This window comes from Clostridium sp. BNL1100 (assembly GCF_000244875.1).
GTDB lineage: Bacteria > Bacillota > Clostridia > Acetivibrionales > DSM-1351 > Ruminiclostridium.
The window spans coordinates 183810-198485 of sequence record NC_016791.1 but is presented as its reverse complement, the minus strand read 5'-3'; the positions used below and the strand labels follow the sequence as shown (position 1 = coordinate 198485).

Here is a 14676-nt window from a genome sequence, read left to right as displayed (position 1 = left end):
CTTTTAATATTTTATTCTTCCTCGTCTTCCTGTTCCCAACTGTGGTAAACATTTGACACGTCGTCAAGGTCTTCCAATGCTTCTATCAGCTTGTCCATAAACTTAATCTGTTCAGGTTCTGTAAGCTTTGTAGTAGTAGTTGGTATCATTGAAACCTCTGCTTCAATAAATTCGTAGCCCTTTGCTTCAAGTGCCTCACGAACAGCTGAAAAATCAGCAGGATCAGTTACTATTTCGTAGCAGTTATCATCTGAATCAAAATCTTCTGCTCCGGCATCCAATGCTTCCATCATCAAGGTTTCTTCGTTAACCTTGTCATCCTTTTCAATAACTATAACACCTTTTTTGTTAAACATGAAGGAAACGCAGCCACTTTGTCCAAGGTTTCCGCCGAATTTATCAAAATAATGCCTCAGGTCGCCGGCTGTTCTGTTTCTGTTGTCTGTTGTACATTCGCATATAACAGCAACTCCGCCCGGGCCGTAGCCTTCGTAGGTTATTTCTTCATAGTTGGAACCATCGGCTTCACCCGATGCCTTTTTAATACTTCTTTGAATATTATCATTAGGCATATTATTTGCTTTACATTTAGCGATAATATCCTTTAATTTAGAATTTGCATTTGGGTCAGCTCCTCCCATTCTTACAGCTATCTGGATTTCTCTTCCCAGCTTAGTAAAAATCTTGGCTCTGACAGCATCTGCTGCACCTTTTTGGCGTTTAATATTCGCCCATTTTGAATGCCCTGACATGTTTACCTCCTAATAAATCCTATTTATATTCTTTTAAAAGCTAAAGCTTTATTTTACAATTAAAATCCATTATAAATTATAATAGTTATTTGTTAAATAATCAACCTTCCATCACTGCCTAATGTAATGTAAGTTTTTTCACCAAGGTCAAGGATAGCTCTTCCATTGGAAACCTCTACAATATCCTTCATGAGTTTTTCTTCATTTCCAACCTCTATAAGAACACAAAGTTCAACATCCTGCTCATATCTGATGTCTTTTATAATATTATTATTTGAAATAAGCATATTCTGAAGCCGTCCGAAAATAGTGTATTCTATTATAATATTCAGGTTATAACACAGCTTACGGGTAACTATTTCAGCTGCCTCAAGACCCAAGGAGGCACTCTTGCTGTATGCTCGTATAAGCCCGGAGGCCCCAAGCAATGTTCCACCGAAATAGCGGGTCACTACCACCACAGCGTCCTGCAAGCCCATACGTTTTATTACTTCCAGCGTCGGTACACCGGCTGTCCCCGAAGGCTCACCGTCGTCGCTGTATCTCTGGATCAAGGTTTCGTTGTTTATACTGTAGGCATATACATTATGAGTTGCATTCCAGTACTTTGACCTGATTGCCTCGATAAACTCCAGTGCTTCTTCTTCACATGTTACAGGACGAACATTAGCAATAAATCTGGACTTTTTTTCTTCAAACTCCGCTTCAGCGTTATTTAAAATTGTTTTGTATTCAGGTAACAAATTAACCTCCCAAGTAGCTATTAACATCCAATGTTATGTAAACTTATTCTTAGTATATTCTATCCTATATCTAAAAACAGCACCCCCAAAAACCGGGAGTGCTGATACTTACTGCATTATAATACTCTAAACTAACTGCTAAGCCAGCTCTTTATATTTCGCAAAAGACAAATTTATAAGTGCTCTGTCCTGACTGTAAGTAATCTTCTCCAAAGCCTCTTCAATGGAAAAGTATCCGCCTTCACTGAAATTATCTTCTTTATTAACTTCAAAATTATCATTAAGGGATTTCATTACATACCAGGTAATCTTGTTACAAACCGGACGCTGACGTGTTACAGAGAAAAATTCATAGTTGGTATTGCCTGCTGCTAAAATAATTTCGGCATCAATTCCCGTTTCTTCCTTTACCCTATTTTTGGCTACCTCATCGGGATAATCTCCATTTCTGATGACCCCCTTTGGAAGTACCCATTCATCCTTCTCGTTTTTTAAAAGAAACACTTTCTCTCCAGAAAAGACCACTCCACCTGCACAGTTTCTAACAAGCATAATCAAAACCCCTTCCTGATAGAATTTAGTTTTTATTTAGTTGTCTGTTAATATTATAATACTCTAACTGGTGAATTTATACAACCATAAAATCCGCAAGCCTGCTAACTTTTTCCACCTTAACCAGAGCCTTTACCTTTATCCCGCCTTCCTCATATTCCTGATCAATTATCTGTCCGTTTTTGTATATATACGGCATAACCCATCCGTCATTATACGGCACTAGAAGGTTTACCTCCTTCAGCTGATGCATAAAGCCTTCTGTTATTTTTTCCAACAGCTGTTCTATGCCATCTCCGGTAGCAGCCGATATTTCACAAACTGCCGAATAGCCCACAGTACTGATTCTCCTGCCGTCTTTTATCAAGTCTTGCTTGTTAAGTACCAGTATGGTGTTTTTAGTTGAAGCACCCAGTTCTTCAAGAAGCTTTTCTACAACGGATATTTGCATTGAGACGTTCTCATTTGAGGCATCTACCACGTGCAAAAGCATATCTGCGTGAACTGCCTCTTCCAGAGTTGATTTAAAGGCCTCAATCAAGTCATGGGGAAGTTTTCTGATAAACCCAACCGTATCAATGAGTATTGCTTCCCTTCCGTCGCTCATTGTAAGCTGTCTGGCAGATGGATCAAGGGTTGCAAAAAGCTTGTCTTCAACAAGTACCGAAGAACCGCACATCCTGTTCATTAACGTTGATTTTCCGGCGTTGGTGTACCCCACAATTGCTATTACAGGAGTATTATTGCTGGTTCTGTTGCTACGTAAAAACTCTCTTCTCTTCTCCAGCTGTTTCAATTCCTGCTCCAAACCTGTGATTCTCCTGCGTATATGCCTTCTGTCAACCTCCAGCTTTTTTTCACCGGGGCCTCGGGTTCCTATACCTCCTCCAAGCCTTGAAAGCTGGGTTCCCATACCCATAAGCCTCGGAAGTTTGTATTTAAGCTGTGCCAGTTCTACCTGAAGCTTACCTTCTTTTGAAACAGCTCTTTGTGCAAATATATCAAGTATAAGGGTTGTTCTGTCAATTACCCTTACCTTTATCATTTCCTCGATATTTCTTATCTGGGCCCCTGAAAGTTCATCATCAAATATCAGCAGCTGAACATCCCTTGCCTGACACATTAAAGAAAGCTCTTCTATTTTTCCCTTGCCGATGTAATAAGCAGAGTCCTCAGTTTGCTTCTTCTGCAATACCTTGTCTACAACTACCGCCCCTGCTGTTTTTGCCAGCTCCTCAAGTTCCTCCAGGGATTCCCGAGCATCCTTTGAGGTTATATTTTCCAGTCTGCTTTGTGAAGTTTCCAAGCCTACAAGTATTGCAGTCTCTGCCTCTTCTTCGTTTTCATAAATTTCGCTCTTTGCCGAGGCATCCAATTCTTCTATTATTCTGTAGATATAGTTGAGACGAGTATCCCCCATGCTAAATGGCCCATAAATGTCAACGCCTTCCTCATGGTTAATGCAGCCTGTATAAATCTCAGAAGGCTGTCCGTCCACAACACCTATGGCTATCATGGTATCCAGTCTCAGCTTCTGGAGTGTGCTTACGTCTACCTGAGACAACATTCCCCCTCCGCTGGGGTGAGTATGAATACACCTTATTGCAGACAGTCTTGCTGTTCCCCGTCTGCCGTCTACCTGTGGCAAAGTAACTGTTCCACTGTCACCAATGCTGATGTCTGCTACAATACCTCTTCTGTTAATAAGTACGGAAATTTCTCGGTTTATATCTGCTGATATTCTGGAAATAGTCACGGCAAGTTCCTCAGGAACCAAGTCCCTTGAACCGTACTTTTTATCGTATAAATCCTCTAACTCATGAAGAACTTTGTCCTTTATTGATTGTATATTACCATTAACTTTAATAAAATCAGCCTCCTTTATAGAATATAAAAGTCTACTTTGTAATTCCTGTTGAGCCGAATCCTCCGCCTCTGTCACTGCCTATTTCTCTGACGGAATTAACAATGGTAAATTCCATTTTTGGTACAACCTGTAAAACTATCTGCGCAATCCTATCACCTTTTCTTATAATATATGTTCCCTTGCGGTTTTCTTTTTCATCCAACGTAAAAGGTGACTCACTGTTGTCGGGAACATCCATATCCGAGCTGTTGGAAATTATTATTCCCAACTCATCCCGATATCCGCTATCAATTGTACCCGGTGAATTTGGGACTCTTAAAGGTGTTTTGAAGGATATTCCGCTGCGGGGTCTGACTTGAATTTCATAGCCCTCGGGTATTGCCAGTTTTAACCCCGTGGGTACAACAACTGTTTCTCCGGGTGCAATTATGGCACTTTCCGCTGCATAGACATCCATCCCGGCATCCCCCGGATTGGCATATTTGGGCAAAACTGCATCTTTCCTGCACAATTCTATAAATATCTCAACAGACATTCTATTTCCTCCCCATTAGTTATTTCTCATTTGTTTTATGTAAACCATGTTTCCAATACTTATACTCCCTTTTGGAAATGCCCTCTTGTAAAGCCTGATGCTTTAATCCTCTCAATCAATTTTTCCATATTAGATGTTATTTTATCATGTCCAAGCAAACTTCTATATAAGCAACATATATCGTGTATGTCCTTTTCAGTTTCATCAACAAAACTCAACCTTATATGTTCAATCCCGGTTTTGCTTATCTGCTCTGAAAGCTCAGGTGCAAAAAGTACGTTGGAATTAAATATTGTACTGCGGCAGTCAACACAATCGCTTTTAACAAGGAATTCAGCACCCTTTCTGTCACTAAGCTTATAAACACCGTTTTTACAAAGCTTGCCGCACTTCTGAGGTTCACATTTTCCCACGCTTCCGCCTACAGGACAATATTCGCTGGTCATAACCGGGATTTTTCCGTATACCACAAGTTCAGTATCAAAATCCGAAGGATATTTCATTTCAGTTATCTGAGACAGATTAAGTTCACAGGAGAGAGTCCCTCCGGTGAATCCCAGCTCCTTTAACTTATTCAAAGAATAACTGTTTATTATATTAATCGTATAGTCACCGACTATTGGCACATTATTACCCAACTTTCCCCGTATTATATCATAAACAGCGGGGCTTCCGGCCAAAAATCCGTCTACGTCATTAGAAACCTTTTGTAGGCTTTTTTTCAATATTTCCGTGTAATTCCCCCTTATAACGGCGGGGATATACGCATATACTTCCTTACCTGTCTCATGAATACTTTTTGCACGTACCAGACCCTCATTTCCCATTATTTCCGTAAATGGCAGATACACTCTGTCAACGTCCAAGTCTTTAAAGTCCATTCCGCCAGGGTAATCATAAAACATTGCAGATATTTTTTTATCTTTATTTATCATTTGAACATTTCCCGGGAAATATGAAATTGAATTAAATGTTCTTTTATCTAAGTTAGCTGATTCCTTTTTAAAGGATAATATTCGTTTCTGTTCCAGTTGTTCACCAGCACTTCTTCTTATGTTGTTAAGCTCACTTATTGGGATGACTGCATCCTCATCGATGTCAAGGTTAATGTCAACTATATCAAAAGGTGTTGAACCCATCTTTTTCAATTGTTCAATGATTCGTTCCTTTGTCAAAGGCTTATTTATAGCCTTTTGAGGAAATTGCTCACCTACTGCCGAAACACTGTTTCCATAAGCATCCTGCAAAGTTAATACCGGTACTTGTCCGTATTTCATGGTGAAGTTTGCTTTTATGGAGGACTTTCTGCTCCCCTTTGAATAGGTTGCTGCAGCCTGCTCCAGCATTTCCTTGTCTGAAGTCTTGTAGACCCTGCTTCCTTTCTGAACATTTCCCTTTATGACTGAAACCCACACAGCATCACCTTTTTGGGCTTTCCTGACCAATCTCTTGTCCTTTACTATTTTTGTTATTATCCCCCCCGGACTTTCCTGAAACTTACTGCCGGACCATATCTCAATTCCGTCACCCATTCCCAGAGTATTTTCAAGCTTTATGAGAACAGAATTTGTGCTTTTATCCTGTGAAACCACATTTCCTAAAGGGGTTCCCCAGTTTTTTGGTTTCTCATACGCCATCATTTCCGGCCCTGTTTTACCTAAAAGGTAACCTTTAGAAAACCCACCCCGATTAAAGCTTTGGAGCAGTTTGTGTCTATCCTCCTGCGATACTTTATGTCTACTCGTTTTACTGTGAGTAATACCTTTTGCCTCATAAATCAAGTCAATATATTTCCTGTAGGTAGCAACTACAGAGGCCACATATTCAGGGCTTTTCATTCGCCCCTCTATCTTTAGTGAGGTTACCCCCGCATCAATAAGTTCAGATAAATGATCTATATAACATATATCTTTTGGGCTGATAAGATATCCACTGCCAATGTCACTGCCATCCCTCTTTATGGAATATGGCATTCTGCATGGTTGGGCGCATTTCCCCCTGTTTCCGCTTCTTCCTCCTATCATACTGCTCATATAGCATTGTCCTGAAACACATATGCACAAAGCGCCGTGGACAAAAGCCTCAATTTCAAGAGGAGTTTGTCCGCAAATCTTTTTTATTTCTTCAAGATTCAGCTCCCTTGCAAGTACTATTCTGTCAAATCCAAGTGTTTCAAGGGCTTTTATGCCTTCCATGCTGTATATTGTCATCTGTGTACTGGCATGTAATGTAATTCCTGGTATCAGTTTTTTCAAATTGACTGCAAGACCCATATCTTGTACTATAAAGGCATCTACACCCATTTCGTATGCCTTTGCGGCATATTCTACAGCCTCCTGCATTTCCGAATCCAAAACCAAAGTATTCATAGTTAAAAAAATGCCGGCATCTCTGGTATGAGCGTAGTCCAATGCCCTCTCCAACTGTTCCTCATCAAAATTTCCCGCAAATTGTCTGGCATTAAGCAGTTTTCCTCCAAGGTAAACTGCATCCGCCCCATTTTCTATTGCAGCCAAAAAGGCATCATATGTCCCTGCCGGTGCCAATAGTTCTATTTTTTTAGCCAAACTGCTACCTCCAAATATCCATATAAGTTACTGCATTTCACTGTCCATTTTTTGAAAACAATTCAAGCACAAAGGGCATAATGTCTGTCAGTGAATGAACCTCTGTCTTTACGTTTTCTGCTTTTTTTCCCAGTACTACCACAGGTACCTTGTTCATGGTATGGGTATGAACACTCATATCCTCAATATTTCCATGGTCGCTGGTTATAATAAGCACATCCTCTTCAAAATCCATCTGTTTTATCAATTCGTCAAAAAAACTGTCCAGTCTTTCTATTAATTTTACCGCTTCATCAAAATCCGCTTTATGGCCTTGTATATCAGTTAAAAAATGCTCGTACAATGTAAAATCATAATTTTGGCTAAGTCTGTATAGGTTCTGTGCTGCCCTTTGTGGAGTGATGGTATTAACCCTGTATCCGGACTCCTTTAGTATATCTCCTGTAATATCATGGTATACTCCGTTTTCACTTATGAATTCATTTACTGTCCTGAACTCAATTCCGGCTGCCATGCTCATGACAGATGTTACCGAAGGTCTGTGTTTCCTGTCCTTTACGTTCAGCATGTTTTCCAGATACTCATCCCTGTAAACATTTGAACTGGTGACTTTATAGCCCCTTTTTATAAGCTCGCTGAATATATTTGATTTATATATAACCTTTTTAAGAGAAATGGTGGGTTGTCCGCTTAAATGCCTGTTAAGTACCTTAGGGGCATTTACTCCGGTAAATATGGTTGTCTGACCCGTGGCACTTTGGGGAAGACCTTCCACACCCATTGAAGCATCAGCCTGAAATCTGGCATTATCTATAAGTCTGGCAAGTACCTGTTGTTCAGTAGCATACACAGGATTTGCCGTCCTATCTTTTTCACCTATTCCCACTCCGTCTAAAAATGTAAAAATTACTTTCATGTCATTCTCCTTAAAGAATTATTTTCATATATATTATATAATTCTTTGTAACACATTACCCTTCCTGCTCAAAAGGGATTTTAACATTAAAATAGCCAGAGAAATTAATATTTCCTCCGGCCTGCAATTAGTTAAAATTTTTTTACATGTCATATCCTGCAAGGCTTTTCTGAGCGATTACCCGGTTATCCCTGCTTATAGAGTTTCTTACCTCTCCAAGTTCAGCCTCTCTCTTTGCCAATTCAACCTGCAAAGATGTGTTTTTGGCGGCCAACTCTTCATTTTGCTCTCTCAGTTGTTCAACTTCACTCTTAAGTTTTTCCATTTCACTGACAAGCTCGTCTTTCTCTTTTTCAAGGGAAAGCTCCCTAGCCTTAGATTTGAAATAATCGTCACCTACGTTAATTGCCGTAAGCACCGCAGCCAAAGACGTGCTAAAGCTGCTGTTTCGCAGCATTATCTCGTTCATCTTCTTATCAATATAAAGGCCAACCTTGTGTATGTATTCGTCAGGTTCACTTCCAACCAGAGTATAATCCTTGCCGGCTATACGTATAACAACTTTGTTTTTTGCAGTCAAGGTATATCAGCTCCTTCAAATTGCTAACCACACCCCTAATTATACTATATAGCACCATAATTCGGCAAATAAATTCTTATGGAAAGTTGAAACATTGTTGAATATATGTATTAAATTTCCATTATTTTTTTATTTAACCCTTTACAAATGCCGCAAATGCCTTATCAGCTTTACCAATATGTTGTATAAGCCAATCAACCACCTGCTTGTTTATTGTCGAAATAAAAAGTGGACTGGCACCTTCCTGTTCAAACTGCTCCTTTAGTTTTTCAAAATTTTTAAGAAAATTATCATGTATTTTTCTGTGGGCATCTCTTTCAGGATAGTTGTACTTTTTGTGCATTTCCTGCTCATCAGTAAAATGAACTATTGTATAGTCCTCAAGAAACTTAATGGTGTTGACAACTTCCTCTTTTCCTTTTCCCTGTATACATGCTGTAAAAAGCTTATCAATAGCTTCAAAAAGTTTTTTGTGCTGGTCATCTATTTCAGTTATTCCTATAGCAAGGCTGTCTCTCCATTTTATAGCCATTTTCCTGCCTCCAATATTTTCAAAATTTATATGTCTAATATATACCCTGCTAAAATGGTTTAAAACAATTATAATTATTTCATTTTTGATATTTTACCGGTTCTGGGATCAAGCATTACAATCCAGTATCCAAAGGCTCCGTATTTGGGTCTGAAGCCTTCTATTTGTACCCAACTGCCAACACTATTAAAAGGATTATCATCTATATTATAAACGCCGGGAATGCCGCATATAAGCTTTTCCCTGCCAGGCTGTCTGTTATTCTTAATTCCTAGGATAATATACCTGTACTTATAATGTGCAAGCATTACCTTGGGATTAAACAAAAGATATGTCTTAATGTTATTCCTGAAAAGAATATTGTTAAGAAAGCCGGGGCTGTTGATTTTCCACCATCTAAAGCTCCTATTCCTTGTTCTGAAAGGGTTATATTCCTCAAAGCTATTATCAAGCTCCTGTTTCAAAAGCTGCATATTGAATGAACGTTCCCTGTCTTCTCCCTGCAGTTCTCCTTCCTCGGATTCTTCTATCTTAATAGATGAAATATCGTTAAAATCCTCCTGAATCCTTTTCCATACATTCTGAGCTTCCTCTGATTCCTTTAATTCCTCCGATTCTTCTGATTCGGGTTCCTTGGGTTCCTCTGTTTCCCTCGCTTCTTCTTCGTAAGAATTTTGATATACGCTTGACAAGCTCCCCCGGAATTTACTTGACAGGTCAGGTATAGAAGAATCCTTTTCGGACAGATTGTTTTCCTCTGCTTCTTTATTTGTTTCAAAGTCCTCCCTTTCCTGCTCCGCACTTTCGGATTCAGGTGTTTCAGGGTAGTTTTCACTTCCCTCTTCCTCAATAACGGTCCACGGCTGTATATTCATTACCTCTGTTTCATCCGTTACCTCATCTTGTTCTGTCAGGGCAATCTCAGTTTCAGGTTCTTCGGGTATTGCCTGATGTATAGCTGTATCCTCTGCAATGGGCTCAGGTGTTTTATCGGGTTTTGTCTCAAAAGGCTGTTCCAGCAATTTTTCAAATTGCTCTTTCCACACCTGCTCCCCTTTTGTATATGCCACTAAAGGGCACTTAACGGTCCCTGAGGCTTTATTATCAGTACTACGGCATATTACTGCAAATATATTTATATCCTGCACATTAAGCTTATTTGAACCTATCTCTTCCGAAGGGAAATTTGTTTTCATATCAATTCTTCCGTTAGTAGGCTGTATCCGGCATATATCAGTATAGGTCAGCATTTCAACGTCTTTATGTATACCGTATAAATTATATAGTGAATCTTTATTATCGGATAAATTATTCAGAGAAAGCTGAAAACGGGTATTATCACCGTTGATTTCAACTTTTATAAATCCGCCGGGGTTTTCCCAATTATTATCCATTGCCTTAAATATATGAAACTGTCTTTCATATGCATTTCCCATTGCAGATTTCTCCTTTTTTAAGCAAATTACTCCTAACAGTAAAAATATATGATATAAATAAAAAAATAAGACTATCTTTTTTGATAGCCTTATTAATCCGTCTTTTATTATTTTAGAATCAGGTTTGAAAGCTGTGCAAACTGTGCGACCGTTAAAACTTCTCCTCTGATATTTTCATTTAGTCCCATTTGTTCAAGTATTTGTTTAATCTGCTCCTTGCTTTTATTAAAAAATCCCGAATTGGCTAATGCATTCACAAGGGTCTTCCTTCTTTGCCCGAAGGAGGCCTTTACTATTTTGAAATAAAGGTTGCGGTCAGCAACTTCTACAGGAGGCTCACTTAATATATCCAGTCCTATTATTGTTGAATGTACCTCCGGTTGGGGAATAAAACAGTGTGGAGGAACATCGAATATTATTTTAGGGTTTGAGTAAAACTGGACTGCTACCGAAAGAGCTCCGTAATCCTTGGTACCGGGGCCTGAAACCATTCTTTCGGCAACTTCCTTCTGTACCATGAAAACCATCTTATCAACGCCTTTTACTTCTTCCAGAAAACGCATAATTATTGGTGTAGTAATGTAATATGGCAGGTTTGCAACAACCTTTACGCTTTTTGCATTGTATAATTCTCTGTACTCCTTTATAATTGCATCAATATCCGCTTTCATTATATCTTGGTTGATTATGCTGACGTTTGAATAATCGCTTAAGTTATCATTTAAGGCAGGAATGAGCCTTTTGTCTATCTCTATTGCAGCTACCCCGGCAGACCTTGCTGCCAGCTCACGGGTCATGCTTCCCACACCCGGCCCTATTTCTATTGCAAGTGTATCTTTATCCATATCAGATGCATCAACTATTCTTTGCACCACACTGAAGTCAGTAAGAAAGTTCTGGCCCAAGGCCTTTGTAAGCTTTAACCCGTGTTTTTTTATTATCTCAGACGTATTGTTTTTAATCATAGGTACTCCTTAACCTTTTAAATTAACACATTGTCAAATATTATAACACAATAGCATCAAATAATATATTCGACTTTTCAAAGAGAAATTATTACGAGATTCATAGAAAAAGAGCCAATCCAATAAACTTGGATCAGCTCTAACAGTCCCTTTAATACTTTTTATTTTGTTTACATACTTTAAAGTAAAATGCCCTATTTCAGTATATAAACTTTTACTTTCTTTACACCCCAGGCATCAACTTGACTGCCTGATTCAAGATAAACATCAATTTTGTTGCCTTTTATTGCTCCTCCTGTATCTGCCGCAACCGCATATCCATAATCGGCTGCCTTCCCGGGAACCTCTATATATACTCTTGTTCCCAAGGGTATTACACTGGGGTCTACTGCTATTATACCCCTTTTTACTCTAGCACCTGTAGCTGTAATACCAAACCCGGGTTCTCCGGGCCTTTTACCTGTGTCTGTAAAAGAAGCGGTATACGAGGTTGCCCTCATATTCATCACCTTTGAAAATCTTATTGTTTCGCCTCTAGATGTCTCGTAGTTTAAAACCGTACCAACTTCAACAATGCAATTTAAAGGATTTTTAGATATAAAATCCTTTACAAGCTGTTTAGCGGTCTGCTTTCCATCCTCAAAAACTACCTTGTATAACTTTTCTCTGACGCCTTCTTTTCCTTGTCTGACTGTATTTCGTACTCCCTTATCTAATCGGTTGCTATCTTTTGTAATGGTTTTAAATGGAATAGACGATGTCTCCGTGATTGTTTTCTCCTCTACACGGACAATTGATATATTCATATTTGATACGATTTTGTCTCCTAATTGAGACCCTACAAATCTGTCATCCGAATCTACACTGATATTATTATCTTTTAAAACTTCACTAACCGTATCCTTATATGTTTTTACGTCCAGCTCTTTCCCATCAACCTTAATTGAAACAGGTACCGCTCTTTTTATATTTATGACATTCTGATGAATCTTTGTGAGCTTCGCGTCAAACGGCATACTAACGTAATCTGCTTTGTCAACTTTGATGCCTGTCTGCTCCAATACCTCTTTCACTGTTACTTTCATTGTCTTTATTGCAGTGGTATGCCCATTATCGTTGATTACAACGTGCCTATTGAGTCCGTTAAAAACTGCGAACCCCGCTGTAACGGATATAACAACGACAATACATATTATTGCAACATCCAATGATCTGATTTTTAGTTTAGAAAAATACCTTTTAATATTCTTCGCAATCGGTATCATAAATCCAACCTCCTGTTAGAAATATTCAAAGGGACTGTGAATATTTTATTCCATACCCATTTTTTTGTCAAATTTATTACCTATTTATGGAAATAGATCTGAGCAAATTCATCCCTTGTAATAAATTATTAACTAGATGTTAGTATACTATTCAGTAAGGAGATTTATGTTCACTTTTAACAACCAAATTGCTGAAGACCGCTATTAAAGAGGGTTTTAAAAAGGAAATATTTACAGGACTACGGCTTATCTGATACCTCCAGTATAAGCCATTCTTTAGATTGTGTATTGAATTCTACCGTTATATACTTTTCATTATCACCGCTTTTATAAAGCTTTTGAGCCTGGAGCGGTTCAGGCTTTTCTACCTCTGCAATTACCCTGAATTGAAGTTTTCCCAGATGCTCCTGATCAGTCAATCCGGTAAAAATCTGTAATGATTTAAGGTGAATAGACTTAATTTCCTCCTGATATGTTTTGCTGAAATTAGCAGGATTTTTTATAACCTCATCCTGTGAATTCTTGCTTACCAATGCACTTGCTACTTTGTAGTTCTTTGTGTTAATTGTCTCAAACCAATTTTTTACAAGCTCATTTATGGGCGCAGTATTCATATTTTTCTTGAATTGAATAATTAAATCGGCGTAATTGCTTATTTGAGCCTTTATATCTGTATTTTCAAGGGAAACACGATTAAATTCCTCCCTGAGGTCTGAAACAACAGAATTCAGAGATTCAACTTTTTCTGTCAATTCCTTGTTCTTTTTATCAAGAGTATTGTTTTTTTCTCCGAGAGTATCTATTGTAAAGTTTTTAGCCTCTCTTAAATCCTGAAAGTTTTCAAGCTGCTTCTCTCTATCCCAAAGCAGATAATTAAACGATATAAGTAAAGCTATGAGAAATAGAAATACAATAATAATAATAAATCTTTTCATAATTTTTTCTCCTTAAATATTAAATTAACATTAAGGGCTTTTATTCTATTATTCTATATTATTTTGAAAACCTTTTTCGCATTAATGAGTGTAGTTTCAGCTACTTCATCCATGCCTACACCTTTAATTTCAGCGATTTTTTCTACTATGTGAACCAAATATCCGGAATTATTGCGTTTGCCCCTGTAAGGTTCCGGTGTAAGGTATGGACAGTCTGTTTCAACAACAAGTTTGTCCAGCGGGACAGCTTCAACAACCTCTTTTATTCTTCTGGAATTCTTAAAGGTTACCGCTCCTCCAACCGCAATATATAAATTGTGTTTTAGCATATCCAACGCCATTTCCCTGCTTCCGGAAAAGCAATGGAATATGCCTCCCACCTGCTGTGCATCTGTTTTTTTGATAATGTTCACAGTGTCTTCGTGTGCATCCCTGTCATGAATTATTATAGGCAGTTGAAGTTCCTTTGCCAGCTCAATCTGTCTCTCAAACCAATACCTTTGGATATCTCTTGGTGAATTATCGTAATAATAATCAAGTCCAATCTCTCCGATTGCGACAACTTTACTGTTTTGGGCTAATTTTTTTATCTTTTCAATTACTTCCTCATTCATCTCTTCCGCATAGTGAGGATGTATACCCAAAGCAGCATATACAAAGTCATATTTGCCGGAAAGCTCTATAGAAGCATCAAGAGAATTAATATCGGCCGAAGCATTGAGGATATATGCTATCCCATTGCTGTGAAGTTCCTGAAGAAGACTGTCCCTGTCCTCATCAAATTTATCATCATCATAATGTGCATGTGTATCAAATATCAAAACTATCACCTGCTCTAATTTTTATTAAGATTGCTGTCAATTTGAATCTTTTCCTGCAAACATGGTATAATTTACCCGGTGCATTTAAGACGAAAATTGTATATTGCTACTGATACTACTATACATATTTGTATAAAATTTTTCAAGCACCATGATTAGAATACAACTGTTTAAACAATAAGGCATATGGTAAAAATCTAGTCTGGAATA

14 protein-coding genes are annotated in these 14676 nt (G+C 38.2%); all 14 read right to left on the bottom strand.

Going from position 1 to position 14676, the window contains the following annotated elements; translation table 11 throughout:
* Positions 1-11 precede the first annotated feature (11 nt).
* Positions 12-752 (bottom strand): YebC/PmpR family DNA-binding transcriptional regulator, encoded by a 741-nt coding sequence (locus CLO1100_RS00905; protein WP_014311883.1) that lies wholly within the window; start codon positions 750-752, stop codon positions 12-14.
* A 92-nt stretch (positions 753-844) separates the two neighbouring features.
* Positions 845-1495 (bottom strand): YigZ family protein, encoded by a 651-nt coding sequence (locus tag CLO1100_RS00900; RefSeq protein WP_014311882.1) that lies wholly within the window; start codon positions 1493-1495, stop codon positions 845-847.
* A gap of 138 nt (positions 1496-1633) precedes the next feature.
* Complete coding sequence (locus CLO1100_RS00895) at positions 1634-2047, bottom strand: NUDIX hydrolase (protein WP_014311881.1); 414 nt, start codon at positions 2045-2047, stop codon at positions 1634-1636.
* A gap of 76 nt (positions 2048-2123) precedes the next feature.
* Positions 2124-3914, bottom strand: coding sequence for a GTPase HflX (hflX, locus tag CLO1100_RS00890; RefSeq protein WP_041700339.1), 1791 nt, complete (start codon positions 3912-3914; stop codon positions 2124-2126).
* Positions 3915-3945: 31 nt separating this feature from the next.
* Positions 3946-4449 (bottom strand): dUTP diphosphatase, encoded by a 504-nt coding sequence (gene dut / locus CLO1100_RS00885; RefSeq protein ID WP_014311879.1) that lies wholly within the window; start codon positions 4447-4449, stop codon positions 3946-3948.
* Positions 4450-4508: 59 nt separating this feature from the next.
* Complete coding sequence (locus tag CLO1100_RS00880; RefSeq protein ID WP_014311878.1) at positions 4509-7016, bottom strand: U32 family peptidase; 2508 nt, start codon at positions 7014-7016, stop codon at positions 4509-4511.
* A gap of 37 nt (positions 7017-7053) precedes the next feature.
* Positions 7054-7932: a peptidase gene (locus CLO1100_RS00875; RefSeq protein ID WP_014311877.1), complete on the bottom strand. Its 879-nt coding sequence runs from the start codon at positions 7930-7932 to the stop codon at positions 7054-7056.
* A gap of 142 nt (positions 7933-8074) precedes the next feature.
* Entirely contained in the window at positions 8075-8512 is a 438-nt protein-coding gene (gene zapA, locus CLO1100_RS00870; protein WP_014311876.1) for a cell division protein ZapA, read from the bottom strand.
* Positions 8513-8645: 133 nt separating this feature from the next.
* Positions 8646-9044, bottom strand: a complete 399-nt coding sequence (locus tag CLO1100_RS00865; protein WP_014311875.1) for a bacteriohemerythrin — start codon at positions 9042-9044, stop codon at positions 8646-8648.
* A gap of 74 nt (positions 9045-9118) precedes the next feature.
* The gene (locus CLO1100_RS00860; RefSeq protein WP_014311874.1) at positions 9119-10480 is read right to left on the bottom strand and encodes a hypothetical protein; all 1362 of its coding nucleotides are present in this window, start codon (positions 10478-10480) and stop codon (positions 9119-9121) included.
* Positions 10481-10587: 107 nt separating this feature from the next.
* Entirely contained in the window at positions 10588-11445 is an 858-nt protein-coding gene (gene rsmA, locus CLO1100_RS00855) for a 16S rRNA (adenine(1518)-N(6)/adenine(1519)-N(6))-dimethyltransferase RsmA (RefSeq protein ID WP_014311873.1), read from the bottom strand.
* Between the two features lie 194 nt (positions 11446-11639).
* The gene (locus CLO1100_RS00850) at positions 11640-12710 is read right to left on the bottom strand and encodes a 3D domain-containing protein (protein WP_014311872.1); all 1071 of its coding nucleotides are present in this window, start codon (positions 12708-12710) and stop codon (positions 11640-11642) included.
* Positions 12711-12949: 239 nt separating this feature from the next.
* Positions 12950-13645, bottom strand: coding sequence for a hypothetical protein (locus CLO1100_RS00845; protein WP_014311871.1), 696 nt, complete (start codon positions 13643-13645; stop codon positions 12950-12952).
* A gap of 53 nt (positions 13646-13698) precedes the next feature.
* Positions 13699-14466 (bottom strand): TatD family hydrolase, encoded by a 768-nt coding sequence (locus CLO1100_RS00840; RefSeq protein ID WP_014311870.1) that lies wholly within the window; start codon positions 14464-14466, stop codon positions 13699-13701.
* Between the last annotated feature and the right edge of the window lie 210 nt (positions 14467-14676).

What these genes read in the sequence shown, in the direction of transcription:
- rsmA (WP_014311873.1), bottom strand. Translation starts at nt 11,445, where the DNA reads ATGATTAAAAACAATACGTCTGAGATAATAAAAAAACACGGGTTAAAG.
- CLO1100_RS00895 (WP_014311881.1), bottom strand. Translation starts at nt 2,047, where the DNA reads ATGCTTGTTAGAAACTGTGCAGGTGGAGTGGTCTTTTCTGGAGAGAAA.
- CLO1100_RS00860 (WP_014311874.1), bottom strand. Translation starts at nt 10,480, where the DNA reads ATGGGAAATGCATATGAAAGACAGTTTCATATATTTAAGGCAATGGAT.
- CLO1100_RS00865 (WP_014311875.1), bottom strand. Translation starts at nt 9,044, where the DNA reads ATGGCTATAAAATGGAGAGACAGCCTTGCTATAGGAATAACTGAAATA.
- dut (WP_014311879.1), bottom strand. Translation starts at nt 4,449, where the DNA reads ATGTCTGTTGAGATATTTATAGAATTGTGCAGGAAAGATGCAGTTTTG.
- CLO1100_RS00875 (WP_014311877.1), bottom strand. Translation starts at nt 7,932, where the DNA reads ATGAAAGTAATTTTTACATTTTTAGACGGAGTGGGAATAGGTGAAAAA.
- CLO1100_RS00845 (WP_014311871.1), bottom strand. Translation starts at nt 13,645, where the DNA reads ATGAAAAGATTTATTATTATTATTGTATTTCTATTTCTCATAGCTTTA.
- CLO1100_RS00850 (WP_014311872.1), bottom strand. Translation starts at nt 12,710, where the DNA reads ATGATACCGATTGCGAAGAATATTAAAAGGTATTTTTCTAAACTAAAA.
- CLO1100_RS00905 (WP_014311883.1), bottom strand. Translation starts at nt 752, where the DNA reads ATGTCAGGGCATTCAAAATGGGCGAATATTAAACGCCAAAAAGGTGCA.